Genomic DNA, 26,402 nt, shown 5'->3' on the forward strand with positions numbered 1-26,402 from the left:
ACTAACGCTCCTGATCGTAGGTGCTGCCGGGGCCGAAGCCCTGTTGGTCATTGTGGGGGACCTCCGAGCGGTCCGTCCCCGCGTTGCGGCCCTGCTGGACACCACGGCGCAGATTGCTCAACCTGCCGCGGACGTCCTCCGGAGCCCGGGAGACCTGGGGGCCGCCCTGCGAGGTCTGCTCCGCCGTGCCCTCGACCAAATTGGCCTTGGGCACCCGTCGCGGGAGACCGGACGGGGTGACCCCGCCAGCCTTCGGCTCGCGCAGTGCTTCCGCCCGCTCCCAGCGCTCGTCGTTGGAGCTGCGCCATTCGGAGCCGTCCTGGCCCGATTCCGATGTGCTCCGCTGCTGCGGAGGCGCCACCGGCTCCTCGGGCTGCGCCCACTGCTGATGAGCCTGCTGTGCCTGCTCGGTGCGGCCTCCGCGGCGCGGAAGGCCGGCGTCGGTCAGCGAGTGGATGTCGCTCGGGGAGGGGCCCGGATGGTCGAATGTTACGCGCTCGGACGCATCGGCGGGAGCGGCAGGTGTATTCCGGTCAGATTCCGCTTCGGTGCCGAAGTGCCCATCGTACGCGGTGGGTTCGTACCCGTCGCCGTGCGCAGCCGGATCGAAGGCGGCGTACGGCTGCTGGCCGGTGGCCTCCGGACCGGTCGGCGGCTGGAAAGCATCGGTACCGAACGAGCGGTCGTCGTACAGCGGTTGATCGGCTTCCGCATATGCCGTCGGCGCGGAGTGGCCGGCAAATCCGTCACCGGGCGTCAACTCGTCGCGGAACAAGGGGCGCTCGTCCGGCTGCCCGCCGCCCGACCGGTCGTCGGGCGCCGCACGGTGCTCGCCGCGCGGCAGCGGGCCGCCGCCGGCGGCATCGGCGGCCTGGCCGTGCCGGAACTCGTCGAAGCCCAGCTCGGCCGCGCTGCGGTGGCCGGTCTCGTACGCCGCCTGCTCGTGCTCGGGAACGATCCGCGACACCGTGAAAGCGTCCTGGAACTGCTCCTCGCCGCCACCGCCGTGGGTGATCGCCTCGGGCAGCATGACCAGCGACGTGGTGCCCGCCTGCTCGCCCGACGGGCGCAGCTGGACGCGGATGCCGTGCCGGTCGGAGAGGCGGCCGACCACGAACAGGCCCATGCGCTGGGAGACCGCGGCGTCCACGCTCGGCGGGTTCGCCAGCTTGTGGTTGATGTCCGCGAAGTCCTCGGGGGTGAGCCCGATGCCCTTGTCGTGGATCTCGATCATGACGCGGCCGTCGGGCAGCCGGGTCGCGGACACCCGCACCTTGGTCTGCGGCGAGGAGAACGTCGTGGCGTTCTCCAGCAGTTCGGAGAGCAGGTGCACGAGGTCGGTCACGGCGGTGCCGTGGATCTCGCTCTCGGGGACGCCGGTCAGCTCGATGCGCTCGTAGGACTCCACCTCGGACGTGGCCGCGCGCAGCACGTCGATCAGCGGCACCGGCTGGGTCCAGCGGCGGCCCGGCTCCTCGCCCGCGAGGATGAGGAGGTTCTCGCCGTTGCGCCGCATGCGCGTGGCGAGGTGGTCCATCCGGAAGAGGTTCTCCAGCTGGTCCGGGTCCGCCTCGTTGTTCTCCAGGTCGGTGATGAGCGTCAACTGCCGCTCGATCAGGCCCTGGTTGCGGCGCGAGAGGTTGGTGAAGATCGCGTTGACGTTGCCCCGCAGCAGGGCCTGCTCGGCGGCGAGCCGGACGGCCTCGCGGTGCACCTGGTCGAAGGCGCGGGCGACCTCGCCGATCTCGTCCGTGGTGGCGATCGGGATCGGCTGCACCCGGGTGTCGACCCGGCCGGGCTCGGCGCGCGAGAGCTGGTCGACCAGCATCGGCAGCCGCTGCTCGGCGATGCCGAAGGCCGCGGTGCGCAGCGTGCGCATGTTGCGGCTCATCCGGCGGGCCATCAGACCGGCGACGAGGAAGGCGACGATCAGGGCCGCGAGCACGATCGCGGAGTCGATGAAGGTGGACCGCTTGGCGTCGGCGGAGATCTGCGCCGCTTCGTTCACGGCCTTGTCGGACAGGTCCTTCTCGATGGACCGGTACATGTCGAATTTGCCGGTAGCGGCGGCGAACCAGACATCGGGTGTGATGCCCTTGGCGGCCAGCTGCGCCGGTGTGGCGCCGGAACCGATCTCGGTGGCCATGGCGTCCATGGAGGGCGGGGCACGGAACTTCCGTCCCGCCGCCGCCGCTTCCTGCCCGGCCCGCTCGGACTTCGCCTTCGCGGTCTTCTCCAGCTTCGCGGCGTCCTGCTTCAGCCGCTGCACGTCCTCGGGGGTGCCGCCGGATGTGTACTCACCGATGGCGATGCCTTCGAGGTACTTGTACGAGGCGAAAGCGGTCAGCTGGAGCTTGTGCTCCTTGCCGCCCTGCGGGGACGCCGGGTCGACCAGCAGGTGGGTGCCGATCGAGCGCTCCAGCGACTCGGCGGCCTTGGCCAGCGAGACGGCGTAGACGGTACGGCCGTAGGAGGTGATGTTGCCGGTGCCCAGGCCGAGTTCGTTGGCGAACTCCATCAGCGGATGCTGGATCTCGACGTAGCCCTCTTCGGTCCGCACGCCGTGCAGCTTCGGGGTGTAGGCGGACTCCCGCAGCTCGCCGAGGCCGGGCTCCGCCTTCCGGAAGGCGGCGAGGCGGCGTTGCAGGCCCTCCTTGGCCGGCATGGACTTCACGGCGTCGTGGAAGGTGTCCGCCGCGGAGTCGGTCGCCGAGCGCGCCTCCTCGACGACCGGGTCGTCCTTCTTGCCGTTCAGGAGCAGTTCCGCGGTGCGGTCGCGTTCGTCGATCAGGGCGTTGCTGTAGGAAAGGGCCGCGCGCACGAGCTTCGCGGTCTTCTCGGCGTCCTGGGCGTCCTGCCAGGTCGCGAACGAGCTGTTGACCCGCAGCCCGCCGAAGACCAGGGCGGCCAGTACGGGGATCAGCAGGATGGCGTTCAGGCGGGTGGCCACCCGCCAGTTGCGCGGCGTGAACCGTCCGCCGCCGGTGTCCGGAGTGACGACCGGGTGTGCGGGCGCGCCGGAAGCGGGCGCCGTACTTCGCGACGGCGGGGTGAAGTTGCCCCGCCGCGGTTCCTGCGGCTCGGGGCTCGACGTGCTTCGCCTCACTCGACCAACAACCTCTCGGCGCGGCACGGTCTGCTGTGCCGTTTCTTCTTGGCGTCACTACTCCGGAGTTCAGCGAATTTCAGCACGTCAGGGTGGTGCGTTCCAAACACTGAGCAAAACCTGAGCAAGACCTGAGAGGCGTCACATAAAAGGGGCGTTAAGGGCGAGCCGCGGCAAAAGGCGGGGTGAATGTGAGCGCAGCGAAACCGGACGTGCGCAAGGGGTGTTGACGGCGGGCCGATTCACTGTCGAAACGTTATGAACGCCATCGACAGCGTGTCCAAGGACACAGATCCACTGGGGAACCGTGAACCGGCCCGCCCGTTGAGCACGCGGCGCGGACGGCTACCGCAGCCGTGCCATCAGGGCGTGCTCGACGAGCGTGATGAGCGCGCTCTTGGCCTCGCTGCGGTGCCGGGCGTCGGTGGTGATGATCGGCGTACCGGGGCCGATCTGCAGCGCCTCGCGCACCTCGTCCGGCGTGTAGGGCTGGTGGCCCTCGAAACCGTTGAGGGCGATGACGAACGGCAGGCCGCTGTTCTCGAAGTAGTCGACGGCCGGGAAGCAGTCCGCCAGCCGCCGGGTGTCGACCAGCACGACGGCACCGATCGCACCGCGTACGAGGTCGTCCCACATGAACCAGAAACGGTCCTGCCCCGGCGTACCGAAGAGGTACAGGATCAGGTCCTGGTCCAGGGTGATCCGGCCGAAGTCCATCGCCACGGTCGTGGTCGTCTTGTCCTGGACGTGGCTCAGGTCGTCGATACCGGCCGAAGCGGAGGTCATCACGGCCTCCGTGCGCAGCGGGTTGATCTCCGAGACGGCGCCCACGAACGTGGTCTTGCCCACGCCGAACCCGCCCGCCACCACGATCTTGGCGGACGTGGTCGAGCGGGCCTCGCCCTCGCCCGAGCCGCCGTCAGAGCTTGCGAAGTCCACTGAGCACCCTCTCCAGCAGCGTCACGTCGGGCGTGCCGCCGGCCTCGCCGCTGCCGCCGGGCTGATGGATCGCCACCATGCCGGCCTCGGCCAGGTCGGCGACCAGAATCCGTGCCACGCCCAGCGGTATGTGCAGCAGCGCGGAGACCTCGGCGACCGACTTGACCTCCCGGCACAGGTGGCAGATCCGCTGGTGCTCCGGCAGCAGTCCTGGCAGCTGGGAGGGGTCGGCCGTGGTGCTGACCAGCGCCTCGATGGCGAGCTGGTAACGCGGCCTGGTACGGCCGCCCGTCATGGCGTACGGGCGGACCAGCGGCTGGTCGCCTTCGCCGCCGTACGACGCCTGGCTATAGGAGTCGTACGGTCCTGACGTGGGTGGCGGGGTCATGAGTCCTCCGGGCGGGACAACTGACAGTCGTCGGGTTGGGCCGGTGGGGGGTGCGGCACGATGGACGGTGGGCAGCTCGTTCGGTGTACGGGGGAAGTGCTGCGGCGTATCTCAGTGCAACAGGCTGCCCTGGAGTTCGGCGCGCAGGTCCGGCGTGAGGACGCTGCCTGCGCGGTCGACGAGCAGGGCCATCTCGTAACCGACGAGGCCGATGTCGCACTCGGGGTGCGCCAGTACGGCCAGCGACGATCCGTCGGAGACGGACATGATGAAGAGGAAGCCGCGCTCCATCTCCACCACGGTCTGGTTGACGCTCCCGCCTTCGAAGATGCGGGAGGCGCCGGAGGTCAGCGAGGTCAGGCCGGAGGCCACCGCCGCCAACTGGTCCGCGCGGTCACGCGGAAAACCTTCGGACATCGCGAGGAGCAGCCCGTCCGCGGAGACCACCACTGTGTGGGACACCCCCGGGGTGTTGTCCACGAAGTTGGTGATCAACCAGTTCAGGTTCTGCGCCGCCTGGCTCATCGGACTCAACTAACGCTCCTGCTGGTGAGTGGGGTCAACAATGCCGTGGTTGCCGGTGTCCGTGCCACCGGCCTGGCGGCCCTGCTGGATACCCCGACGGAGATTGGTCAGCCGGCCGCGTACGTCACTGGGCGCACGCGAGACCTGCGGACCGCTCTGGGCGGACTGCTGCTGTGCGGTACCCGCGACGAGATTCGCACGCGGGACACGGCGGGGCAGCCCTGAGGTGGTGATGCCGCCGGCGGCGGGCTGACGGATCTGCTCCGCCTGCCGCCAGCGCTCGTCATTGGGCGAGCTGCGCCACTGCGAGCCGCCAGGGTTCTCGGCGGACGCGCCGTTGACCGGCGCGTTCTCCTGGCCGTCGGCGGCCGGAACGCGGCCCGGCAGCGGCACGTCGACGTCGTCGGCCGGCTGCTGCGGGACACCCGCTGCGGCGGCCTCCGGCGTGTGGAACCAGTTCGACTCGATGGTGTCGAAGATCGGGGTGCGGCCGTCACCGGGACCGGCAGGCGTCTCGCCGAGCCAGTCCGACGACGGGCCGGCCGCGCCGTCCCGCGCCTGCTGCACCGGGAACTGCCCGGTGTCCTGCGGCTGCGCGGGACGCCCGCCGAACAGGTCGGCCTCGCCCTCGGGACGCGCGAACTGCCCGGTACGCGAAGCGGGTTGCTCGAACTCGCCGGTACCGGAAGCCGGTTGCTCGAACTGCCCGGTCCCGGACGCGGGCCGCTCGAACTCGCCGGTGCGGGAGGCGGGTTGCTCGAACTCGCCGGTCTCGGACGCGGGCCGCTCGAACTGCCCGGACCCGGATTCGGGTCGGGCGAACAGACCGGGCTCGGCGGGGCCGCCGTCGCGTCCCGGCGCCGGCAGCGCGAACTGTCCGGTGTCGCCCGGCGCCTGGGCGCCGGCCTGCGGGGCGGACCCGTCGGCGGCGGCCGGACCGCGGTTCGCCTCGGGAGTGCCCGAGCCGGGCGGCGGGCCGTTGAAGTCGGGGCGGGCGAAGGCCGTGGTGTCACCGGGACCGCCGCCGGGCGCCGGGCGCTCGAAGCTGCCGGTGGTCTCCGGCTCGTCGTGGCCGCGCGGCACGTCCTGGGTGTCGCGCGGTGCCAGCGGCCAGTCGTCGGACGCGCCGCGCTCGCGGCGGACGCCCCAGCTGGTGGTGCCGGCCGGCTGGCCGCCACGGCCGTCGGCGGGCGCACCCGAGCCGGGCAGCTCCGCCGGGGAGTTCCGGGGCGGCAGCTGCGGACGCTCGTCCTGGGGCGCGCCGGTGGGCGGTGCCACGGTCGGCGTCCGGCCGGACGCGTCACGGGTGTTCTCGCCGCGTGCGCCGACGTCACGGGTGGGCAGCGCGGGACGGCCGCCGCCGGACGGCGCAGCCGCCGGACGGGACTCGCCCCTGGCCGGTGCGGCGGGCGCGCCGGGAGCCTGCGGACGGCCGCCCGCGGGGGCCGGTGCCCCGAACGCGTTCTGGCCGCTGCCGGGTCCGCCGCGTCCTGGCAGCGCGGGCCGCCCGTTCGCGCCAGGACCCGAGCCGACCTGGCCGCGCGGCTGGAGCCCGGCGAGCCTGCTGGAGGACGAGGGGCCGCCGACGTCCGAACCGCCCGCGCTCTTGGCGGTGCTCGGCGTCGGCTTCTTGCCGCCCTGCGCGACGTCGACGGGCAGCATGACCAGGGCGGTGGTGCCACCCGAGTCGGACGGACGCAGCTGGATGCGGATGCCGTGCCGCAGCGACAGCCGGCCGACCACGAACAGGCCCATCCGGCGGGAGACCGAGACGTCCACGGTCGGCGGGCTCGCCAGCCGCTCGTTGATCGCCGACAGGTCCTCGGGCGACAGGCCGATACCGGTGTCGTGGATCTCGACCAGCACCCGGCCGTCGGGCAGTGCGTGGCCGGTGACCTTGACCTTGGTCTGCGGCGACGAGAACGACGTGGCGTTCTCCAGCAGCTCGGCGAGCAGGTGCACGAGGTCGTTGACGACCCGCCCCGCGACCTCGGTCTGCGGAACGGCGTTCAGCTCGATCCGCTCGTACTGCTCCACCTCGGATGCCGCCGCGCGCAGGACGTCGACCAGCGGCACCGGACGGGTCCAGCGGCGGCCCGGCTCCTCGCCCGCGAGGACGAGGAGGTTCTCGCCGTTACGGCGCATGCGGGTCGCGAGGTGGTCGAGCTTGAAGAGCGAGGACAGCTGGTCCGGGTCGGCCTCGCGGGACTCCAGTTCGGAGATCAGCGACAGCTGGCGCTGGATGAGGCCCTGGCTGCGGCGCGAGAGGTTGGTGAACATCGCGTTGACGTTGCCCCGCAGCAGCGCCTGCTCGGACGCCAGCCGGACGGCCTCGCGGTGCACGTCGTCGAAGGCCGCGGCCACCCGGCCGATCTCGTCCTTGCTGTGCACACCGACCGACTCGACGGAGGTGTCCACGTCCTGCGGGTCGGTGTCCGACAGCTGCTTGACCAGCTCGGGCAGCCGGTCCTGGGCGACCTTCTGCGCGGTGTCCTGGAGGCGGCGCAGCGAGCGGACCATGGACCGGGCCACGACGAAGGCGCCGACCAGCGAGACGCCGAGCACCAGCAGGATCAGCGCACCGTTGATGATCGCGTCCCGGGTGGCGCTGTTGCGCAGCTCGCGGGAGTTCTGCTCCATCTCGGTGAGCAGCGAGGTCTCGACGCGGGACATCTCGTCGATCTTGACGGTGTCGGAGTCGTACCAGTCGAGGTACTTGTACTCCTGGCTGCGGATGCCGCTGCCGGTCCCGAAGGCGCGGTGCGCGAAGGCGACCGCGGCCTTGATCTCGTCGTTGTTGCCGTCCAGACCGCGGGTCAGCGCACCGGCGTTGTTCGCGTAGATCTGCGAGAAGCGGTCCCTGGCGGCCTTCTCGTTGTCCTCCGCGGTACGGCCCGCGAGCCGGTCGTTGGCGGAGAGTTCGGGGCCGCCCTTGTGCGCGAGACCGGCGCTGACCAGGGCACGCTGCATCGACGCGTACTCCTTGGCGGACGAGAACGCCGCCAGGGCACGGGTGCTGCGGATCATCTCCGGGTTGCTGGTCGCCTGCGCCATGTCCTGGGAGAGCGAGAGCAGCGAGTCGATCAGCTGGTTGTAACTGGTGATCGTCCGCGCGGCGTTGTCGTCGTCCTTGTAGGCGTTGCCGCGGATCTCGTTGAGGGTGTTGAGCTGGCGCCCGATCTCCACGATGGTGGCCCGCACACCGGTCATCGTGGCGTCATCGCCCTGGATGTCGCCGGTGGCCTGGTCGAAGGAGGTGCGGGCGCGGTCGGTGGTCTCCCGCGGCGCGACGACGTTCGTGTCGTCCTTGGTGTTGCCCGAACCGGTCAGCGGGCCCGCTGACTTGTCCCGCTCCGTCTGCAGCGCGTCGGCGAGTTCGGTCGCCTGCCGCGTCATCTCGGTGAGCATCTCCATCTTGTCCAGCTGGTCGATGTTCTCCATCGAGTCCTGGATACGGATGGCGCCCAGCGAGGTCGCGGCGACCACGGGAAGCGCGAGCAGGGAGATCAGGCGGGTGCTGATGCGCCAGTTGCGCAGCGCCATGCGGGAGCCGGGGCCACTGGGGCCCTTCGGTTCCTTGGGCGTGCTGCGCTCGGCGGATTCGGCAGCCTGGCCGCCCCGGTCGGACGGCGTCGTGCCGCCCGCCGGACCGTTGCCCTGGGCACGCTGGGGAGAGGAGGCGCGGTCGGTCCCGCCGCGCAGCTCCGGCTCCGCAGCAGCTTCCCCGCGCCCCTTGCGGGCCTGGGGAGGCTCCATGCCATCCCTCTTGAAACGTCCCTGCACTAGCGTCGCAACCTCTGGACCAGGCGTCCCTCCGCGTGAACGGCGGGACGGTGTCGAGTCGTGGGGGACCGCAAGTCCCCCGTGGCGGTCGTGAGTGACCGGCGGGCTTCCCTCTCTGGCCGAGAGAGCAACACCACCGCGCTGCGCTACATCGCGCCCTGCGCGCCGGCTGAAACGTGCGGCGGTCCGTGGAATTCCAGCACAGTGCCGGATCTCCAACAAGAGCGGAGCCGTGCCCTGTGACATGGGTGACGCAATGTGCGGACCATGTCACGACACGTAGAGGGTTCTGCCGCTGATAACGGACTTATGCCCTCGAATCGCTGGCCCGGCTCAGCTGTCCCAGGTGCGGTGATCAGGGGCGGAATGACGCCTTTAATCGCCTTACGTCTCATTTACCCACGGATGTTGATCATGGGAAATGCGGCTTTTGTCACACCCTCAGTGAGGAAACTCACAGGAAGATCGTTGACTTTCCCACGGCATCGCAGGGAATAGCCCGCTTAGCCTGACGCTTTACACAGGTGCCCACAATGACAAGGGCGACTCCCCGCGAGTTCCCCTTTTCCATCCCCGACATACGCGAGGCGTGAAGCAGTGAAGACCACGATGATGTTCCGCAACATAGCCAACCCGCGGCGCACCACGCTGGCGCACCTCAAGGACGCCGACGAGCTGCACACCGCGGCGGCCGAGGCCCCGGAGCACACCGTCGAACTGCCGACGCAGACCGCCAACCCCCGCCGCACCGTCCTCATGGACGCGCCCCAGCAGGACGTCACGGCGTAGATCCGCAGCGGAACGGCCGCCGCCCCGCGTTAGCCTGGAGTGTCAACTCCGGCCAGTGATCAATGAGGGGCAGCGGCACCCGTGCGCATCGCCAGATTCTCCATCGACGGCAACGTCGGCTTCGGCGTCCTAGAGGGCGACGAACTCGACGTCATCAAGGGCCATCCGTTCGCGGAATTCGAGCGCTCCGGCCAGAAGGTCCCGCTCGACAAGGTCCGTCTGCTGCCCCCGGTGCTCCCCAACAAGGTCCTGGCGATCGGCCGCAACTACGCCGAGCACGCCGCGGAGCTGGGCAACGAGGTCCCCGAGACCCCGGTCGTCTTCCTCAAGCCCTCCACCTCCGTGACCGGCCCCGGCGACCCCATCGCGTACCCCTCCTTCTCGCAGGAGGTGCACCACGAAGCGGAACTGGCCGTCGTCATCGGCCGGATGTGCCGCGAGGTGCCCAGGGAGCGCGTCAAGGACGTCATCCTCGGCTACACCTGCGCCAACGACGTCACCGCACGGGACATCCAGCGGCGCGAGAAGCAGTGGACGCGCGCCAAGGGCTTCGACAGCTCCTGCCCGCTCGGCCCCTGGATCGAGACCGACCTGACCCCCGGCGACATCGCCGCAGGACTCACCGTCCAGTGCACGGTCAACGGTGAACAGCGTCAGCTCGGCCGCACCAGCGACCTGATCCGCCCGATCGAGGACCTGATCGTCCACATCACCGAGGCGATGACCCTGCTCCCCGGCGACGTCATCCTCACGGGCACCCCGGCCGGAGTCGGCCCGCTCAACGTCGGCGACGAGGTCGCCGTCACCATCGAAGGCATCGGCACTCTCACCAACAAGGTGATCAAGCGTGGCTAACGCGACCCCCGTCCGCGTCCGTTTCTGTCCCTCCCCGACCGGCAATCCCCACGTGGGCCTGGTCCGCACCGCCCTGTTCAACTGGGCGTTCGCCCGGCACCACCAGGGCACTCTGGTCTTCCGTATCGAGGACACCGACGCGGCCCGTGACTCCGAGGAGTCCTACAACCAGCTGCTGGACTCCATGCGCTGGCTGGGCTTCGACTGGGACGAAGGCCCGGAGGTCGGCGGCCCGCACGCGCCGTACCGCCAGTCCCAGCGGATGGACCTCTACAAGGACGTCGCCGAGAAGCTGCTCGCCGCCGGCCACGCGTACCACTGCTACTGCACCACCGAAGAGCTGGACGCGCGCCGCGACGCCGCCCGCAAGGCCGGCAAGCCCTCCGGTTACGACGGCACCTGCCGCACCCTGACCGACGAGCAGAAGGCCGCCTACGAGGCCGAGGGCCGCAGCTCCATCGTCCGCTTCCGGATGCCCGACGAGACGATCACCTTCACCGACCTCGTCCGCGGCGAACTGACCTTCACCCCGGAGAACGTCCCGGACTACGGCATCGTCCGGGCCAACGGCGCGCCCCTCTACACGCTCGTCAACCCCGTCGACGACGCCCTGATGGAGATCACCCACGTCCTGCGCGGCGAGGACCTGCTCTCCTCCACCCCCCGCCAGATCGCCCTCTACAAGGCGCTGATCGAGCTGGGCTTCGCCAAGGAGATCCCCGCCTTCGGGCACCTCCCGTACGTCATGGGCGAGGGCAACAAGAAGCTCTCCAAGCGTGACCCGCAGGCGTCCCTCAACCTCTACCGCGAGCGCGGCTTCCTCCCCGAGGGCCTGCTCAACTACCTGGCGCTGCTCGGCTGGTCGTTCTCGGCCGACCAGGACATCTTCTCGGTCGCCGAACTCGTCGAGAAGTTCGACATCGCGGACGTCAACGCCAACCCCGCCCGCTTCGACCTCAAGAAGGCCGAGGCGATCAACGCCGACCACATCCGGCAGCTGGACATCAAGTCCTTCATCGCCGCCTGCGAGCCGTGGCTGCGCGCCCCGCACGCCAACTGGGCCCCCGAGGACTTCGACGAGGCCGCCTGGCAGGCCATCGCCCCGCACGCCCAGACCCGTGTGACGGTCCTCTCGGACATCACCGCCAACGTCGACTTCCTCTTCCGCAAGGAGCCGGTCGAGGACGAGGCGTCCTGGACGAAGGCGATGAAGGGCGACCCGGCGGCCCTGCTCGGCACCGCCCGCGCCAAGCTGCTGGACGCCGACTGGACCAGCCCCGAGTCCCTCAAGAACGCGGTGCTCGCCGCGGGCGAGGAGCACGGCCTCAAGCTCGGCAAGGCCCAGGCCCCGGTCCGGGTGGCCGTCACCGGCCGCACGGTCGGCCTGCCGCTCTTCGAGTCCCTGGAGATCCTCGGCAAGGAGCGCACCGTCCAGCGCATCGACGCGGCCCTGGCCAAGCTCGCCGGCTGAGCCTGCCCGCCCGCGTACGAGGGCCCGGAAGCCACCACGGCTTCCGGGCCCTCGCCATATCCGCCGCACACGCCCTCTGCGGGGCCCTGGGGTCCGCACGGGCACGAGGAGGGGCGAGGAGGGGCGAGTGGGCCGCTGAGCCGGTGCGCGCCACGTCAGGCCGGTACGGAGCGCCTCACGAGCCCGGCCGGCCGCCCTGCCTGCTGGGCGGGCATATCGGTTTTGGAGCCCCGTCCACCTTCAGGTAATGTTCTTCCTGCGCCGCCCGAGAGGGCCGAGAGGCCCGGCAGGAAAGCGCAAGCCGAACAAACTCCCCCCGGGGGGTTGTGTTTTGGTGGGCTATGGTGTAATTGGCAGCACGACGGTTTCTGGTTCCGTTAGTCTAGGTTCGAGTCCTGGTAGCCCAGCAAGAGATCTTCCTCAATTCGAGGATCTGAAGGTCTCTTGAAATAGCAGCATCAGGCCCCCGTTGTGTAGCGGCCTAGCACGCCGCCCTCTCAAGGCGGTAGCGCCGGTTCGAATCCGGTCGGGGGTACAGATCCTTTCTTTCCGTCACCTTCGGGTCGCTCCCGGATGTGCCGATGCGAGGATCGCTAGGGCCCCCGTTGTGTAGCGGCCTAGCACGCCGCCCTCTCAAGGCGGTAGCGCCGGTTCGAATCCGGTCGGGGGTACTGGTCTAAACCACCATGGGCTATGGTGTAATTGGCAGCACGACGGTTTCTGGTTCCGTTAGTCTAGGTTCGAGTCCTGGTAGCCCAGCGCAGAGTGTTGTATTGCGCAGCTCAACTGCAAGAAAACAGGCCCCCGTTGTGTAGCGGCCTAGCACGCCGCCCTCTCAAGGCGGTAGCGCCGGTTCGAATCCGGTCGGGGGTACAGAAAAGAGAAAGGCCCTTGCTTCGGCAAGGGCCTTTGTCGTATCCGGAAAACGTGTGACCACCATCCCCATCTCCCGTGCGTACGGCGTGAGTTCGGCCACGAGGGCCGCCTGCGCCGCCGCGCGTTCCGTCGCGTATCCGGGCCGGGACGCGGCGGGATCCGGGGTGGGGGAGCGCCAACGGGCCGTGGCCCGCGGATCCGCCCTCCACTGCGGGTCCGCGGGCCACGGCCCGTTGGTGAGGTGTGCGGGGGCTCAGCCGGTGCGGCGCAGGCCCTCGGAGAGGCGGGCGGCGGCGTCGATGACCGCCTGGGCGTGCATCCGGCCCGGGTGGCGGGTCAGCCGCTCGATCGGACCGGAGACGGACACGGAGGCCACCACGCGGTTGGAAGGGCCTCGTACGGGCGCGGAGACGGACGCCACCCCCGGTTCCCGCTCGCCGATCGACTGGGCCCAGCCACGGCGCCGTACGCCGGAGAGCGCGGTGGCGGTGAAGCGGGCCCCCTGGAGGCCGCGGTGCAGCCGCTCCGGCTCCTCCCAGGCCATCAGGATCTGGGCCGCGGAACCGGCCTTCATGGGGAGCGTGGAGCCGACCGGGACGGTGTCCCGCAGTCCGGACAGCCGTTCCGCCGCCGCCACACAGATCCGCATCTCGCCCTGCCGCCGGTAGAGCTGGGCGCTCTCGCCCGTCACGTCGCGCAGGTGCGTGAGCACCGGTCCGGCCGTCGCCAGGAGGCGGTCCTCGCCGGCCGCCGCGGCCAGTTCGGACAGCCGCGGGCCGAGAATGAACCGGCCCTGCATGTCCCGCGCCACCATCCGGTGGTGCTCCAGAGCCACGGCGAGCCGGTGTGCCGTGGGTCGTGCAAGCCCTGTCGCCGCGACCAGCCCGGCGAGGGTGGCCGGACCGGACTCCAGAGCGCTCAATACGAGAGCCGCCTTGTCGAGAACGCCGACGCCGCTAGAGTTGTCCATGCAACGATACTCGCGTCTCACAGTGTGAAACGCAAGTTCAATTTTCCCGCGAAGTCGTCAATCTGTAGACGCGGCCCTCGACCAGGGTCCGGCGAGCGGCCCGGCACGGGGGGGGCGGGGTCTCGCACCAGTTCGAGTTGGGCCGGCAATGCGGCCGGCCGGAGGGAAAGCGATGGGACGGACACTCGCGGAGAAGGTCTGGGACGACCACGTCGTCCGGCGCGCGGAAGGCGAGCCCGACCTCCTCTTCATCGATCTGCACCTGCTGCACGAGGTCACCAGCCCGCAGGCGTTCGACGGCCTGCGCAAGGCCGGGCGCCAGGTGCGCCGCACGGACCTGACCATCGCCACCGAGGACCACAACACCCCGACCCTCGACATCGACAAGCCGATCGCCGACCCGGTCTCGCGCACCCAGCTGGAGACGCTGCGCAAGAACTGCGCGGAGTTCGGCGTCAGGCTGCACCCGCTGGGCGACGTCGAGCAGGGCGTTGTCCACGTCGTGGGACCGCAGTTGGGACTGACCCAGCCCGGCACCACCGTGGTCTGCGGTGACAGCCACACCTCCACCCACGGAGCCTTCGGCGCCCTGGCGTTCGGCATCGGCACCAGCCAGGTCGAGCACGTCCTGGCCACCCAGACGCTGCCGCTGGCCCCGTTCAGGACGATGGCGATCACCGTCGAGGGCGAGCTGCCCGACGGTGTGACCGCCAAGGACCTGATCCTGGCGATCATCGCCAGGATCGGCACCGGCGGCGGCCAGGGCTACGTCCTGGAGTACCGCGGCTCCGCCATCGAGAAGCTGTCGATGGAAGCCCGGATGACCATCTGCAACATGTCGATCGAGGCCGGTGCGCGGGCGGGCATGATCGCCCCCGACGCGACCACCTTCGACTACCTGCGCGGGCGCGACCACGCCCCGGCCGACGGCGCGGACTGGGACGCGGCCGTCGCGTACTGGAAGACGCTGCGCACCGACGACGACGCGGTCTTCGACGCCGAGGTCGTCATCGACGCGTCCGAGCTGGCGCCGTTCGTCACCTGGGGCACCAACCCCGGTCAGGGCGCACCGCTTTCCGCGGACGTCCCCGACCCCGCTTCGTACGAGGACGCCTCGGAGCGTTTCGCCGCCGAAAAGGCCCTGGAATACATGGGGTTGACGGCGGGTCAGCCGCTGCGCGAGATCGCCGTCGACACCGTCTTCGTAGGTTCGTGCACCAACGGCCGCATCGAGGACCTGCGCTCCGCGGCCTCGGTCCTGGAGGGCCGCAAGGTCGCCGACGGTGTACGGATGCTGGTCGTTCCCGGCTCGGTCCGGGTGTCGCTGGAAGCCGTGGCCGAGGGCCTGGACAAGGTCTTCACCGCGGCCGGCGCCGAGTGGCGGCACGCGGGCTGCTCGATGTGTCTGGGCATGAACCCCGACCAGCTGGCACCGGGCGAGCGCTCCGCGTCCACCTCCAACCGCAACTTCGAGGGCCGGCAGGGCAAGGGAGGCCGTACGCACCTGGTCTCGCCCGAGGTTGCCGCCGCAACAGCGGTTCTCGGCCATCTGGCCTCACCGGCCGACCTGTCCGACACCGACGTTCGTACGCCCGCGGGAGTCCGATAACCATGGAAGCTTTCACCACCCACACCGGCCGGGCCGTCCCGCTGCGCCGCAGCAACGTCGACACCGACCAGATCATCCCGGCGCACTGGCTGAAGAAGGTCACCCGCGACGGCTTCGAGGACGGATTGTTCGAAGCGTGGCGCAAGGACCCCGCCTTCGTCCTCAACCAGGAGGCGCACAAGGGCGCCACGGTCCTGGTGGCGGGCCCCGACTTCGGCACCGGCTCCTCGCGTGAGCACGCCGTCTGGGCGCTGCAGAACTACGGCTTCAAGGCCGTCATCTCCTCGCGGTTCGCGGACATCTTCCGTGGCAACTCCCTCAAGAACGGGCTGCTGACGGTGGTCCTGCCGCAGGAGACCGTCGACCGGCTGCAGAAGCTCGCCGAGACCGACCCCACCACTGAGGTGACGGTCGACCTGGTGGGCCGGCAGGTACGGGCCGAGGGCATCAGCGCGGACTTCGAGTTGGACGAGAACGCCCGCTGGCGGCTGCTGGAAGGGCTGGACGACATCAGCCTCACTCTTCGGGAGGAGTCCTCCATCGTGGAGTACGAGGCGAACAGGCCGTCGTTCAAACCGCGTACAGTGGAGGTCTGACCTCGGGCTTTTGGCTCAAAGACATATTGCGTACGATGCGCCCCCTGTGAAGTTGGCAGGGGGCGCATCAGCTTGTCGAGGCAGCTGTTGAGGCCCCGTGAAGCGACAACTCGCCGCAGATGGCACAATTAGCGCATGGAACGCGACGGCCAACTCAAGCTCTACGGCCACGTCGCCGACCGGCTCAAGGACGCACACGCAAGAGTGCGGACACTGCAAGTCCCGGAGGGCGTACGGATGGCGCTGACCCGGAAGCTGCTCGTCATCACGGCCGCGGCAAAACACGATCTTGCGGACGCGGCAAGGCGTCTGGAGTGGTTCATGGCCGACCTCGATGAAGGTCGTTATCCCGAAGACGTGCACACCGACGGAAGTACGTGAGGTTCGAGTTCGTTGCGGCACAAGGGTGATTAGCCCGTTTCGTGTTTGATTTGCGGTATATATCTGCCTAACGTGCGAAAAAGCTTGGAATCTTTCGTTCCAGCAATGTCTCCGAAGGGGAAGACGTGAACAAGGCGCAGCTCGTAGAAGCCATTGCCGACAAGCTCGGCGGCCGTCAGAACGCCGCGGACGCGGTGGACGCCGTACTGGACGCAGTCGTCCGTGCAGTTGTCTCCGGCGACCGCGTTTCGGTCACCGGATTCGGGTCGTTCGAAAAGGTCGACCGCCCGGCCCGCTACGCCCGTAACCCGCAGACGGGTGAGCGGGTGCGGGTCAAGAAGACCTCCGTGCCGCGATTCCGCGCGGGCCAGGGCTTCAAGGACCTGGTGAGCGGCTCGAAGAAGCTCCCGAAGAACGATGTGGCCGTCAAGAAGGCCCCCAAGGGCAGCCTTTCGGGCGGTACTTCCACCCGTACGACGGTCAAGAAGGCCGCCGCGAAGAAGGCCACCACCGCCAAGAAGGCCGCGGCGAAGAAGACCACGGCCACCGCCAAGAAGGCGACGGCGAAGAAGACCACCACCGCCAAGAAGGCGGCACCGGCGAAGAAGGCGACCGCCACCGCGACCGCCAAGAAGGCCGCGGCGAAGAAGACCACCGCCAAGAAGGCGGCACCGGCGAAGAAGGCCACGGCCACCGCCAAGAAGACCACTGCCAAGAAGACCGCCCCCGCCAAGAAGGCGACGGCGAAGAAGGCACCGGCCAAGAAGGCCACAGCGCGCAAGACCACCGCCAAGAAGACCACCGCCCGCAAGCGGTAATTCCAGCAGCGGCGACGCCACGCGTCGGGCCGGTCTCCCTTCGGGGAGCCCGGCCCGCGGCGCGTTCAGGGGCGGTTCAGCGCGGACCGCACGGGCGGCCGGTCCGCCCCCGGACGCGCTGCCTTAGGCTCTGTCCCATGCAGGCCACCGCGTACACCTACGACTCCGACTCCCGCTCCGGCAGCGTCCTGCTGGACGACGGCACCCCGGTGCCCTTCGACGCCGCCGCCTTCGACGCGGGCGGACTGCGCCTGCTGCGGCCGGGGCAGCGGGTACGGATCGAGGTCACCGGCGAGGGCGAGGCCCGCCGGATCACGCTCGTCACCCTTCAGACGCTCTGAGACGGACGCACAGCCCGCTCCGGCCCGCATCCCCGGCGCCGTCCGCCGCACCGGCCAGCAGCGCGGTGTGCGCCCCCACGCCGAGCGCGAGCGCGGCCCGCAGGTCCTCGCCGGTGTCCACGTCCCTGCGGACCGAAGCGGTGTCCGCCGCGGTGATCTCGCGCGCACCCGACGCGAGGTGGCGTGCCCGTGAGCAGCCGCCGAATGCCGGTGCCAATTCCACGCCGGAACTCGCGGTGAGAAGTGTGGTGCCGATATCCGCGGCATCGGCGAGAAATGCGCGGGGAAATAGCGCGGCGCAATGGAGTACCCGCGCCAGTTCCGCGGTCCGCAGCGCGGGGAGATCCGCGTTCAGGGCGGCGACCGCGGCGTCCGGGCGGCGGGCCCGTATCGCACTCGCGCCATGGGCGAGCGCGGCGTTGAGTCCGCGGGCCGGTGTGTCAGGCACGATGCGCGCCCCGAGCGCCGCGAGCCGCTCACCGGCCAGCGGATCGTCCGTGACAACCGCCACATCCGCGACGTCGGCGCAGGCCAGCGCGGCGGTCACGGTGTCCAGTGCGAAAGCGAGCGCCAACCGGGGCCGGAACTCCTCACCGGCGGCCCGGGAAAGCCTGCTCTTGGCCCGCACCAGCGGTTTCAGTGGTACGACCAGGCTCCAGACCACATCCGCTCCGTCTCTTCGCATCGGCTTCATTTTCCCCTGCTGCCGCAGCTCTCCGGGAGCCGCGGGGTTACGGTGTTCTCGACATAGCGGGTACCTGGGGCGACACTTGTGCGGCTGCCGGCTCGCAGCAGCTCAGCAGGTCCCCACAAGGAGGGTGTCCCAGTGTCCCGCCGCAGAATCGGCTTCTGGTACCGCTTGGCCGCGGTCATCTGCAAACCGCCGCTCTTGGTTCTGTTCAAGCGGGACTGGCACGGAATGGAGAACATTCCGGCCGACGGCGGATTTATCACCGCGGTCAACCACAACTCGTATCTCGATCCGCTGTCGTATGCGCACTATCAGTACAACACCGGCCGGGTTCCCCGATTCCTGGCCAAGGCCGGGCTCTTTCGGAGCGGCTTTGTCGGCCTGATGATGCGCGGCACCGGACAGATCCCCGTCTACCGCGAAACCACCGACGCCGCCACGGCCTTCCGCGCCGCGGTCGCCGCCATCGAGAAGGGCGAATGCGTCGCCTTCTATCCCGAGGGCACCCTGACCCGCGACCCCGCGATGTGGCCGATGCAGGGCAAGACCGGTGCCGCGCGAGTGGCGTTGCTCACCAAGGCGCCGGTGATTCCGGTCGCACAGTGGGGCGCCAACGACGTGATGCCGCCGTACGCCAAGGAGAAGAAGCTCCGCCTCCTGCCGCGCAAGACGCTGCGGGTGCAGGCGGGGCCGCCGGTCGACCTCAGCGCGTACTACGGCAAGGAGCCCACGGCCGAGGTGCTGCGCGAGGTCACCGACGTCATCATGGCCGCGATCACCGTGCAACTGGCGGAGGTTCGCGGCGAGGACGCCCCCGCCGAGCCGTACGACCACCGCAAGACCATCGCCCGCGAGCGCCGCGCCGCCCGCGAGGCGGCGAAGGCCGCGACGCCGGCCGCCGCACCGCAGCAGGCCCGAAGCACCCAGCAGGCACAGGAGGATGAAGGCAAGTGACGCGCTGCGCCGTCTACGGCACGGGGTCCTGGGGCACCGCATTCGCGATGGTGCTCGCCGACGCGGGCTGCGAGGTGACCCTGTGGGGACGCCGCTCGGGCCTCGTCGACGCCGTCAACAACGGCCGGACGAACCCCGACTACCTGCCGGGGGTCGAGCTGCCCGCATCGGTACGGGCCACCACCGACCCGGCGGAGGCGGCCGACGGCGCGGACTTCACCGTCCTCGCCGTACCCTCCCAGACGCTGCGCGCCAACCTCGCCGACTGGGCGCCGCTGCTGCCCTCCGACACGGTCCTGGTCTCCCTGATGAAGGGCGTCGAACTGGGCACGGCCAAGCGGATGAGCGAGGTCATCGAGGAGGTCGCCAAGGCCCCGGCGGAGCGCGTCGCGGTGCTCACCGGACCCAACCTCGCCAAGGAGATCGCCGCCCGGCAGCCCGCCGCCGCCGTCGTCGCCTGCGCCGACGAAGCGGTCGCCCGCCGGCTCCAGACCGCCTGCCACACCCCGTACTTCCGCCCGTACACCAACACCGACGTGATCGGCTGTGAACTGGGCGGCGCGGTCAAGAACGTCATCGCGCTGGCCGTCGGCATCGCGGCAGGCATGGGGCTCGGCGACAACGCCAAGGCGTCGCTGATCACCCGCGGCCTCGCGGAGACCACCCGGCTCGGCCTCGCCATGGGCGCCGACGAGCACACCTTCGCCGGCCTCGCCGGCATGGGCGACCTCGTCGCCACCTGCTCGTCGCCGCTGTCGCGCAACAACACCTTCGGCCGCAACCTCGGCCGCGGCATGTCGCTGGCGGAGACCATCGCGGTCACCAAGCAGACCGCCGAGGGCGTCAAGTCCTGTGAATCCGTGCAGGATCTGGCCCGCAGGCACGGCGTCGAGATGCCGCTCACCGACACGGTCGTCGACATCGTGCACGCGGGCAAGCCGCCGCTGGTCGCCCTCAAGGACCTGATGTCGCGCAGCGCCAAGCCCGAGCGGCACTGACGCCACCTTCCGCCCGCCGGGCCCGGCGGGCGGCTCGGACACCGCGTCCCGGGCCGCGCGCGGACACAGCGCCGCCAACGGCCGCAGCCGCACCGACTCCCTGTCCGACAGCAGGTACCCTCAACCCGATATGAGCAGCCAGACACCTCCCCACAAGCCCCGTGTCGCCGTCGTGTTCGGTGGCCGCAGCTCCGAGCACGCGATCTCCGTGGTCACCGCGGGAGCCGTCCTGCGCGCCATCGACCGTGAGAAGTACGACGTGCTGCCCATCGGCATCACCGTCGACGGCCGTTGGGCGCTGACCGCCGACGACCCCGAGCGGATGGCCATCGCGGACCGGAAGCTGCCGAGCGTCGCCGAACTCGCCGAGTCCACCGACGGCGGCGTCCTGCTGCCGGTCGACCCGACCAACCGCGAAGTCGTCTACAGCGAACCGGGCTCGGTCCCCAAGGCGCTCGGCGAGGTCGACGTCGTCTTCCCCGTCCTGCACGGCCCGTACGGCGAGGACGGCACCCTCCAGGGACTGCTGGAACTGTCCGGCATCCCCTACGTCGGCTCGGGCGTGCTCGCCTCGGCCGTCGGCCAGGACAAGGACTACATGAAGCGGGTGTTCACCTCCTTCGGGCTGCCGGTCGGCCCGTACGAGGTCATCCGCCCGCGCGAGTGGGAGCTGGATCCCGCGGCGGCCCGCAAGAAGATCGTGGACTTCGCCGCCGAGCACGGCTGGCCGCTGTTCGTGAAGCCCGCCCGCGCCGGCTCGTCGATGGGCATCACCAAGGTCGACGACCTCGCAGGACTGGACGACGCGGTCGAGGAGGCACGCCGCCACGACCCCAAGATCCTGGTCGAGTCGCTGCTGAGCGGCCGCGAGATCGAGTGCGGGGTCCTGGAGTTCGACGACGGGCCGCGGGCCAGCGTGCCGGCCGAGATCCCGCCGGTCACCGCGCACGACTTCTACGACTTCGAGGCGAAGTACATCGACTCGGCCGCCGGTCTGGTGCCCGCACCGCTGACCGCCGACGAGACCGCCGAGGTCCAGGAACTGGCCGTCGCGGCCTTCGAGGCGGCGTCCTGCGAGGGGCTGGTCCGGGCGGACTTCTTCCTTCAGGACAACGGCGAGTTCGTGATCAACGAGATCAACACGCTGCCCGGCTTCACGCCCATCTCGATGTACCCGCTGATGTGGCAGAAGAGCGGAGTGGACTACGCCGAGCTGATCGACCGGCTGCTCCAGGCGGCGCTGCGCCGCTCCACCGGCCTGCGCTGACACCGCACGTCCGGCGCCGGGCCCCGACGGAGGGGCCCGGCTCAGACCCCTTCGGGGACGGTCTTCTTCACCGCGGCGGCGAGATCGGTGAGCGTATTGACCTCAGGTGCGTACTTCCCGGGGACGTTCACCTCGACGTACGTCTTCCGCAACACCGTCGTGAAGCGGTACCCGTCGTCCTGCTTCTCGAAAAACCATTTGACGCCGTTGACTTCCGCGGCAGTGGAGTCGGGGTTGTAATGTTCACTCCCGGGCGTCAGGTCGGCGGGCTTCGGTACTCCACAGCGCAGCTGCACGGCAGGATCGCCCCATACGGCAGTGAAGTCCGACGCGGGCTCCGCGCTCGTCCGCTTCAGCCCGTCGACGGTCTGCGGCAACTCCTTGTGGAGGGCCCGGCAGTGCCGGACGGACGCGCCTTCGGGCGTGGGAGGTGTGACCTCGGCCGCAGCGGAACAGCCCACCGCGCAGCACAGCACGGTGAGCGAGGGCAGTACCAGGGACCAGCGGCGCGAAGAGATCACCCGGCCGAGCATACGGGAGCTAGATATGGACGACCGGGCAGGTCAGGGTGCGCGTGATGCCGTCCACCCGCTGCACGTTGGCCACCACCATGCGGCCCAGCTCATCGACGGTGTCGGCCTGTGCGCGCACGATGACGTCGTAGGGGCCGGTCACGTCCTCGGCCTGGATCACTCCAGGGATCTTCGCGATCACCTCGGCGACCGCCGAAGCTCTGCCGACCTCGGTCTGGATCAGGATGTACGCCTGTACCACGGCACCTCCAGGGCGGCTTCGAGGATCATGTGGGAAGAGAAGAGACGCCACGGTACCGCGTCACCGGGCGGAGCGGGGAGACCCGCGCGGTGAACGCGGCAGGTGCGGCGCAGTCGTCAGCGGAGTACGGGCCGTCCGTACGCATGAGAAGGGCAACAGCATGAAGGGCACCGTGGGCGAGCTGGGGGAATTCGGGCTGATCAGGGAGCTGACCTCCCGGCTCACCTCCACCCCGGCGGTACGGATCGGTCCTGGCGACGACGCCGCCGTGGTCACCGCACCCGACCGCAGGGTCGTGGCCAGCACCGACATCCTGCTGGAGGGCCGGCACTTCCGCCGCGACTGGTCCACCGCATACGACGTCGGCCGCAAGGCCGCCGCCCAGAACCTCGCCGACATCGCGGCCATGGGCGCGGTGCCCACCGCGATCCTGCTGGGTCTCGTCGTCCCCGCCGAACTCCCCGCCACCTGGGTCACCGAGCTGATGGACGGGCTGCGCGACGAGTGCCAGGTCGCGGGTGCGGCGGTGGTCGGCGGCGACGTCGTACGCGGTGACACCATCACGGTCTCGGTCACCGCGCTCGGGGACCTGCGCAACGCCGAACCGGTGACCCGGGCGGGCGCCCAGCCCGGCGACGTGGTCGCGGTGACCGGCTGGCTCGGCTGGTCAGCCGCCGGATTCGCGGTGCTCTCCCGCGGCTTCCGCTCCCCGCGCGCCTTCGTCGAGGCGCACCGCCGCCCGGAGCCGCCGTACCACGCGGGCCCCGCGGCGGCCGGGCTCGGCGCCACCGCCATGACCGACGTCAGCGACGGTCTCGTCGCCGACCTCGGGCACATCGCCGAGGCCAGCAAGGTCCGCATCGACCTGCGCTCCGCGAAGATCGACATCCCCACGCAGATGTCCGACATCGGCACGGCCGTCGGCGTCGACCCCATGCAGTGGGTGCTCAACGGCGGCGAGGACCACGCGATCGTCGCGACCTTCCCCGCCGACGTGAAGCTGCCCGCCCGGTGGAAGGTCATCGGCGAGGTGCTCCATCCGTCCGCGCTGCCGCAGGTGACGGTGGACGGCGCCCCCTGGGCGAAGGCCGGCTGGGACCACTTCGGGGACAACGGCGACGCCGAATAGGCCGCGGGGGCCGGGCCCGTCCCGCACACGACGGGCTTGTAGATTCGGCGGCATGCAGACCCCACCCCGCGTGTTGACCATCGCCGGCTCCGACTCCGGGGGCGGCGCGGGCATCCAGGCCGACCTGAAGACGATGCTCGCGCTGGGCACGCACGGCATGAGCGTGCTCACCGCCGTCACCGCGCAGAACTCGCTCGGTGTGCAGGGCGCGTGGGACCTGCCGGCCGAGGCCGTACGGGCCCAGTTCCGCAGCGTCGTCGACGACATCGGGACACAGGCAGTGAAGACCGGGATGCTCTCCTCGCCCGAACTGGTGGAGACCGTCGCCGGGCTGCTCGCGGAACTCGACGTGCCCGTCGTCATCGACCCGGTCGGCGTCTCCAAGCACGGCGACGCGCTGCTCGCCGCCACCGCCCTGGACGCGGTCCGCACCAAGCTGCTGCCGACCGCGACCGTCGCCACCCCCAACCTCGACGAAGTGGCCCAGCTCACCGGCGTCCGCGTCCAGGAGGAATCCGGCATGCGGCGGGCGGCCGACGCGATCCTCGCCTTCGGGCCGCGCTGGGCCCTCATCAAGGGCGGCCACCTGCCGACCGGCCCCGGCCACGCGGCCGGCAGCGCCGTCGACCTGCTCACCGACGGCAGCGAGGAACACTGGCTGCGCGCCCCGCGGCACGACAACCGGCACACGCACGGCACCGGCTGCACCCTCGCCAGCGCCGTCGCCGCCCGCCTCGCCCACGGCGACACCGTCCCGCAGGCGGTCGCCGCCGCCAAGGACTACGTCACCGGCGCCCTCGCGGCCGGCTTCCGGCTCGGCACCGGCATCGGACCCGTGGACCACGGCTGGCGGCTGCGCGGCGACGGCTGAGGACGCGGCGGCACGGGGCGGACTCCCGGGGCGGCGACGCCGTTCACCTCACCGGAAGCAGCCGCCCCGTTTCCGCGTCCCAGGGAACGCGGAAAAGACGGAAGCCGGCCCACCTTTCGGTGGACCGGCTTCCGTCAAGCAACCGGCTTGGCTGCGCTACGGCTAAGACGTCAGCGCGAGACCTTGCCGGCCTTGATGCACGAGGTGCAGGCGTTCAGCCGCTTCGGCGTGCGCCCGATCACTGCACGCACCGTCTGGATGTTGGGGTTCCAACGACGGTTGGTACGGCGATGCGAGTGCGAGACACTCTTGCCGAAGCCCGGCCCCTTGCCACAGACGTCGCAGTTGGCAGCCACGGGTCACTCCAAAGACTTCAGATGCACTTACGGTAAATCCCGACGAGCCGAGTGCATTGACCGACCGGCGCCGCCAGGAGAGGAATGGCCCGATTCTCATCGGGCAACCGGAGCAGCATACAACGGCCGCTCCCGTAGAACGAAACTACCACGGTCGCCCCGGCCCCCGCCCCGGCCTCCCGGTGTGACCGCGGCTACTGTGCGGGGCACCCCAAGCCCCAGGAGGACACCGTGCCGCACCCGCTCGACGCCGCCGCGGTCCGCGCCTGGTGCGGGCTGGCCCTGGAGGCGCTCGGCCGGGAGCGCGCACGGATCGACGCGATCAACGTGTACCCCGTGGCGGACGGCGACACCGGCACCAACCTCTATCTGACCGTCGAATCCGCGGCCCGAGCCGTGGAGGCCGCCTTCGAAGGGCACGCTTCGGCGGACACCACCCCCTGCCTCGCCGACGCCATCGGCGCCATGGCGCACGGCGCCCTGATAGGGGCCCACGGCAACTCCGGCACGATCCTCGCGCAGCTGCTGCGCGGCATGACGGAGGTGCTGGCCGCCGACGAGCCGGGCCCCGGCTGCCCGCCCGCCACCCTGAGCCGGGCGCTGCGCCGGGCCGCCGCCGCCACGTACGAAGCCGTCGCCCACCCCGTCGAGGGCACCGTACTGACCGTCGCGACCGCCGCCGCCGACGCCGCCGAGCGGGACGCGGGCACCGCCCCCGACGCCGCCACGGTGGCGCGGGCCGCCCACGACGGCGCCCGCACCGCGCTGCGGGCCACCCCCGGGCAGCTCGCCGTGCTGGGCAGGGCCGGTGTCGTGGACGCGGGCGGCTGCGGCCTGGTCGCGCTCCTGGGCGCGCTCGCCGACGCCCTGTCCGGGGAGGTGACCGCGGCGCCGGTGACCGTACGGGCCGACGCGCCGCTCCCCGAGGCGGCGGGCGCCGCCGCGGTGGCCGATGGCTGCTCCGCGACCGAGCACGCGCACGCACCGGGGCCCGCCTTCGAAGTGATCTACCTCCTGGAGGCGGGCGACGCCGAGGTGGCCAGGCTGCGCGCCAGGCTCGACGGTCTCGGCGACTCCCTGGTGGTGGTCGGCGGGGACGGCCTGTGGCACGTCCATGTCCACGTCGACGACGCGGGCGCCGCCGTCGAAGCCGGCATCGAGGCGGGCCGCCCGTACCGGATCCGCATCACCCACTTCGACGGCGCCGGGGACGCCCGGGAGGCCGCGCCCGCGATGCTGGCCCGCGCGGTGGTCGTCGTGGTGTCGGGCGAGGGGCTCGCCGTGCTGTGCGAGGAGGCCGGGGCGCGGGCCGTCTCCGTGCGCCCGGGGGAGCCGCCCGCGTCGGGCGAACTGGTGCAGGCCATCCGCCAGGCGCACGCCCGCGAGGTGATGCTGCTGCCCAACGACCCCGAACTGCGGCACACCGCTGCCGCCGCCGCGGAAGCGGCCCGCACCGAGGGCGTACGGGTCGCGCTCATCCCCACCCGCTCCGCGGTCCAGGGCATCGCGGCGCTCGCCGTGCACGAGCCGGACCGCAGCTTCGACGAGGACGCCGTGGCGATGACCTCGGCCGCCGGTGCCACCCGCTACGCCGAACTCGCCGTCGCCGAGCGGCAGGCATGGACGATGGCCGGCGTCTGCCAGGCGGGCGACGTACTCGGCCTGATCGACGGCGACGTCGCGGTGATCGGCGGCGACCTGACCCGGACCGCGCTGACGGTGCTCGACCGGATGCTGTCGGCGGGCGGCGAAATGGTCACCCTGGTACTCGGCGCGCACGCTCCCGAAGGGCTCGCCGAAGACCTGGAGCGCCACGTACGCGAGCGTTTTCTCGCCGTGGACACCGTCGTCTACGAGGGCGGCCGGTACGCGCCGCCGCTGCTCATCGGCGTCGAATAGCGGCCGGAAAGGCGGC

24 protein-coding genes and 5 tRNA genes are annotated in these 26,402 nt (G+C 70.6%); 19 read left to right on the plus strand and 10 right to left on the minus strand.

Annotated elements, in window-relative coordinates; all coding sequences use genetic code 11:
- Position 1 precedes the first annotated feature (1 nt).
- The 5 genes from ACIBK8_RS02725 to ACIBK8_RS02745 all read right to left on the minus strand — a co-directional run bounded on the left by ACIBK8_RS02725 (position 2) and on the right by ACIBK8_RS02745 (position 8,714).
- A complete protein-coding gene (locus ACIBK8_RS02725; RefSeq protein ID WP_399039686.1) occupies positions 2 to 3,106 on the minus strand; it encodes a nitrate- and nitrite sensing domain-containing protein in 3,105 nt (1,034 codons plus the stop codon).
- Between the two features lie 345 nt (positions 3,107 to 3,451).
- Positions 3,452 to 4,045, minus strand: a complete 594-nt coding sequence (locus ACIBK8_RS02730; protein ID WP_399039687.1) for a GTP-binding protein — start codon at positions 4,043 to 4,045, stop codon at positions 3,452 to 3,454.
- A complete protein-coding gene (locus tag ACIBK8_RS02735) occupies positions 4,026 to 4,433 on the minus strand; it encodes a DUF742 domain-containing protein (RefSeq protein WP_393687587.1) in 408 nt (135 codons plus the stop codon). The genes ACIBK8_RS02730 and ACIBK8_RS02735 overlap by 20 nt, the downstream gene beginning before the upstream one ends.
- Before the next feature lie 111 nt (positions 4,434 to 4,544).
- The gene (locus ACIBK8_RS02740) at positions 4,545 to 4,958 is read right to left on the minus strand and encodes a roadblock/LC7 domain-containing protein (RefSeq protein ID WP_227050197.1); all 414 of its coding nucleotides are present in this window, start codon (positions 4,956 to 4,958) and stop codon (positions 4,545 to 4,547) included.
- A 9-nt stretch (positions 4,959 to 4,967) separates the two neighbouring features.
- On the minus strand, positions 4,968 to 8,714 hold the full coding sequence (locus ACIBK8_RS02745) for a nitrate- and nitrite sensing domain-containing protein (RefSeq protein WP_399039688.1): 3,747 nt from the start codon (positions 8,712 to 8,714) through the stop codon (positions 4,968 to 4,970).
- Between the two features lie 624 nt (positions 8,715 to 9,338).
- Here ACIBK8_RS02745 and ACIBK8_RS02750 point away from each other — a divergent pair.
- The 8 genes from ACIBK8_RS02750 to ACIBK8_RS02785 all read left to right on the plus strand — a co-directional run bounded on the left by ACIBK8_RS02750 (position 9,339) and on the right by ACIBK8_RS02785 (position 12,729).
- Complete coding sequence (locus ACIBK8_RS02750) at positions 9,339 to 9,530, plus strand: hypothetical protein (RefSeq protein WP_399039689.1); 192 nt, start codon at positions 9,339 to 9,341, stop codon at positions 9,528 to 9,530.
- 81 nt (positions 9,531 to 9,611) lie between these two features.
- Entirely contained in the window at positions 9,612 to 10,385 is a 774-nt protein-coding gene (locus ACIBK8_RS02755) for a fumarylacetoacetate hydrolase family protein (protein WP_399039691.1), read from the plus strand.
- Positions 10,378 to 11,856: a glutamate--tRNA ligase gene (gene gltX, locus ACIBK8_RS02760; RefSeq protein WP_399039692.1), complete on the plus strand. Its 1,479-nt coding sequence runs from the start codon at positions 10,378 to 10,380 to the stop codon at positions 11,854 to 11,856. Before ACIBK8_RS02755 ends, gltX begins: the two co-directional genes overlap by 8 nt.
- A 335-nt stretch (positions 11,857 to 12,191) precedes the next feature.
- A tRNA-Gln gene (locus ACIBK8_RS02765) sits at positions 12,192 to 12,263 on the plus strand.
- A gap of 55 nt (positions 12,264 to 12,318) precedes the next feature.
- A tRNA-Glu gene (locus ACIBK8_RS02770) sits at positions 12,319 to 12,391 on the plus strand.
- Between the two features lie 63 nt (positions 12,392 to 12,454).
- Positions 12,455 to 12,527 (plus strand) — tRNA-Glu (locus tag ACIBK8_RS02775).
- Between the two features lie 16 nt (positions 12,528 to 12,543).
- A tRNA-Gln gene (locus ACIBK8_RS02780) sits at positions 12,544 to 12,615 on the plus strand.
- A gap of 41 nt (positions 12,616 to 12,656) precedes the next feature.
- Positions 12,657 to 12,729 (plus strand) — tRNA-Glu (locus ACIBK8_RS02785).
- A 256-nt stretch (positions 12,730 to 12,985) separates the two neighbouring features.
- On the opposite strand, the gene ndgR is transcribed toward ACIBK8_RS02785, so the two are convergent.
- Complete coding sequence (gene ndgR, locus ACIBK8_RS02790; RefSeq protein ID WP_227049296.1) at positions 12,986 to 13,702, minus strand: IclR family transcriptional regulator NdgR; 717 nt, start codon at positions 13,700 to 13,702, stop codon at positions 12,986 to 12,988.
- Between the two features lie 172 nt (positions 13,703 to 13,874).
- Between ndgR and leuC the strand changes: the two genes are divergently transcribed.
- The 5 genes from leuC to ACIBK8_RS02815 all read left to right on the plus strand — a co-directional run bounded on the left by leuC (position 13,875) and on the right by ACIBK8_RS02815 (position 17,447).
- A complete protein-coding gene (leuC, locus tag ACIBK8_RS02795) occupies positions 13,875 to 15,311 on the plus strand; it encodes a 3-isopropylmalate dehydratase large subunit (RefSeq protein WP_399039693.1) in 1,437 nt (478 codons plus the stop codon).
- 2 nt (positions 15,312 to 15,313) lie between these two features.
- Positions 15,314 to 15,907 (plus strand): 3-isopropylmalate dehydratase small subunit, encoded by a 594-nt coding sequence (gene leuD, locus ACIBK8_RS02800; protein WP_399039695.1) that lies wholly within the window; start codon positions 15,314 to 15,316, stop codon positions 15,905 to 15,907.
- Positions 15,908 to 16,042: 135 nt separating this feature from the next.
- Complete coding sequence (locus ACIBK8_RS02805) at positions 16,043 to 16,288, plus strand: hypothetical protein (RefSeq protein ID WP_399039696.1); 246 nt, start codon at positions 16,043 to 16,045, stop codon at positions 16,286 to 16,288.
- Between the two features lie 125 nt (positions 16,289 to 16,413).
- Positions 16,414 to 17,106 carry an HU family DNA-binding protein gene (locus ACIBK8_RS02810; protein ID WP_393687594.1) on the plus strand — a complete coding sequence of 231 codons (693 nt, stop codon included), beginning with the start codon at positions 16,414 to 16,416 and terminating at the stop codon, positions 17,104 to 17,106.
- A gap of 137 nt (positions 17,107 to 17,243) precedes the next feature.
- The gene (locus tag ACIBK8_RS02815) at positions 17,244 to 17,447 is read left to right on the plus strand and encodes a hypothetical protein (RefSeq protein ID WP_393687595.1); all 204 of its coding nucleotides are present in this window, start codon (positions 17,244 to 17,246) and stop codon (positions 17,445 to 17,447) included.
- Here ACIBK8_RS02815 and cofC read toward each other — a convergent pair.
- Positions 17,428 to 18,132 carry a 2-phospho-L-lactate guanylyltransferase gene (gene cofC / locus ACIBK8_RS02820; protein WP_393687596.1) on the minus strand — a complete coding sequence of 235 codons (705 nt, stop codon included), beginning with the start codon at positions 18,130 to 18,132 and terminating at the stop codon, positions 17,428 to 17,430. The genes ACIBK8_RS02815 and cofC overlap by 20 nt on opposite strands.
- Positions 18,133 to 18,273: 141 nt before the next feature.
- On the opposite strand from cofC, the gene ACIBK8_RS02825 reads away from it, so the two are divergent.
- From ACIBK8_RS02825 to ACIBK8_RS02835, 3 genes are all read left to right on the plus strand, one after another.
- Positions 18,274 to 19,092: a lysophospholipid acyltransferase family protein gene (locus tag ACIBK8_RS02825; protein WP_399039697.1), complete on the plus strand. Its 819-nt coding sequence runs from the start codon at positions 18,274 to 18,276 to the stop codon at positions 19,090 to 19,092.
- Positions 19,089 to 20,090 (plus strand): NAD(P)H-dependent glycerol-3-phosphate dehydrogenase, encoded by a 1,002-nt coding sequence (locus ACIBK8_RS02830; RefSeq protein ID WP_399039698.1) that lies wholly within the window; start codon positions 19,089 to 19,091, stop codon positions 20,088 to 20,090. The genes ACIBK8_RS02825 and ACIBK8_RS02830 overlap by 4 nt, the downstream gene beginning before the upstream one ends.
- Before the next feature lie 130 nt (positions 20,091 to 20,220).
- Positions 20,221 to 21,357 (plus strand): D-alanine--D-alanine ligase family protein, encoded by a 1,137-nt coding sequence (locus ACIBK8_RS02835; protein WP_399039699.1) that lies wholly within the window; start codon positions 20,221 to 20,223, stop codon positions 21,355 to 21,357.
- A gap of 41 nt (positions 21,358 to 21,398) precedes the next feature.
- On the opposite strand, the gene ACIBK8_RS02840 is transcribed toward ACIBK8_RS02835, so the two are convergent.
- Positions 21,399 to 21,890 (minus strand): DUF3515 domain-containing protein, encoded by a 492-nt coding sequence (locus ACIBK8_RS02840; protein ID WP_399039700.1) that lies wholly within the window; start codon positions 21,888 to 21,890, stop codon positions 21,399 to 21,401.
- Between the two features lie 7 nt (positions 21,891 to 21,897).
- Complete coding sequence (locus tag ACIBK8_RS02845) at positions 21,898 to 22,131, minus strand: Lrp/AsnC family transcriptional regulator (RefSeq protein WP_393687601.1); 234 nt, start codon at positions 22,129 to 22,131, stop codon at positions 21,898 to 21,900.
- Between the two features lie 160 nt (positions 22,132 to 22,291).
- Here ACIBK8_RS02845 and ACIBK8_RS02850 point away from each other — a divergent pair, with 160 nt between their 5' ends.
- Together ACIBK8_RS02850 and thiD are read left to right on the plus strand one after the other, a co-directional pair.
- Positions 22,292 to 23,260, plus strand: coding sequence for a thiamine-phosphate kinase (locus tag ACIBK8_RS02850; protein ID WP_393687602.1), 969 nt, complete (start codon positions 22,292 to 22,294; stop codon positions 23,258 to 23,260).
- A gap of 52 nt (positions 23,261 to 23,312) precedes the next feature.
- Complete coding sequence (thiD, locus tag ACIBK8_RS02855) at positions 23,313 to 24,131, plus strand: bifunctional hydroxymethylpyrimidine kinase/phosphomethylpyrimidine kinase (protein WP_399039702.1); 819 nt, start codon at positions 23,313 to 23,315, stop codon at positions 24,129 to 24,131.
- Positions 24,132 to 24,301: 170 nt separating this feature from the next.
- On the opposite strand, the gene rpmB is transcribed toward thiD, so the two are convergent.
- Positions 24,302 to 24,487, minus strand: coding sequence for a 50S ribosomal protein L28 (gene rpmB, locus ACIBK8_RS02860; RefSeq protein WP_018087178.1), 186 nt, complete (start codon positions 24,485 to 24,487; stop codon positions 24,302 to 24,304).
- Between the two features lie 231 nt (positions 24,488 to 24,718).
- On the opposite strand from rpmB, the gene ACIBK8_RS02865 reads away from it, so the two are divergent.
- Positions 24,719 to 26,386, plus strand: a complete 1,668-nt coding sequence (locus ACIBK8_RS02865) for a DAK2 domain-containing protein (RefSeq protein ID WP_399039704.1) — start codon at positions 24,719 to 24,721, stop codon at positions 26,384 to 26,386.
- Positions 26,387 to 26,402 lie beyond the last annotated feature (16 nt).

It is taken from the genome of Streptomyces sp. NPDC050161, assembly GCF_044460025.1.
Lineage (GTDB): Bacteria > Actinomycetota > Actinomycetes > Streptomycetales > Streptomycetaceae > Streptomyces.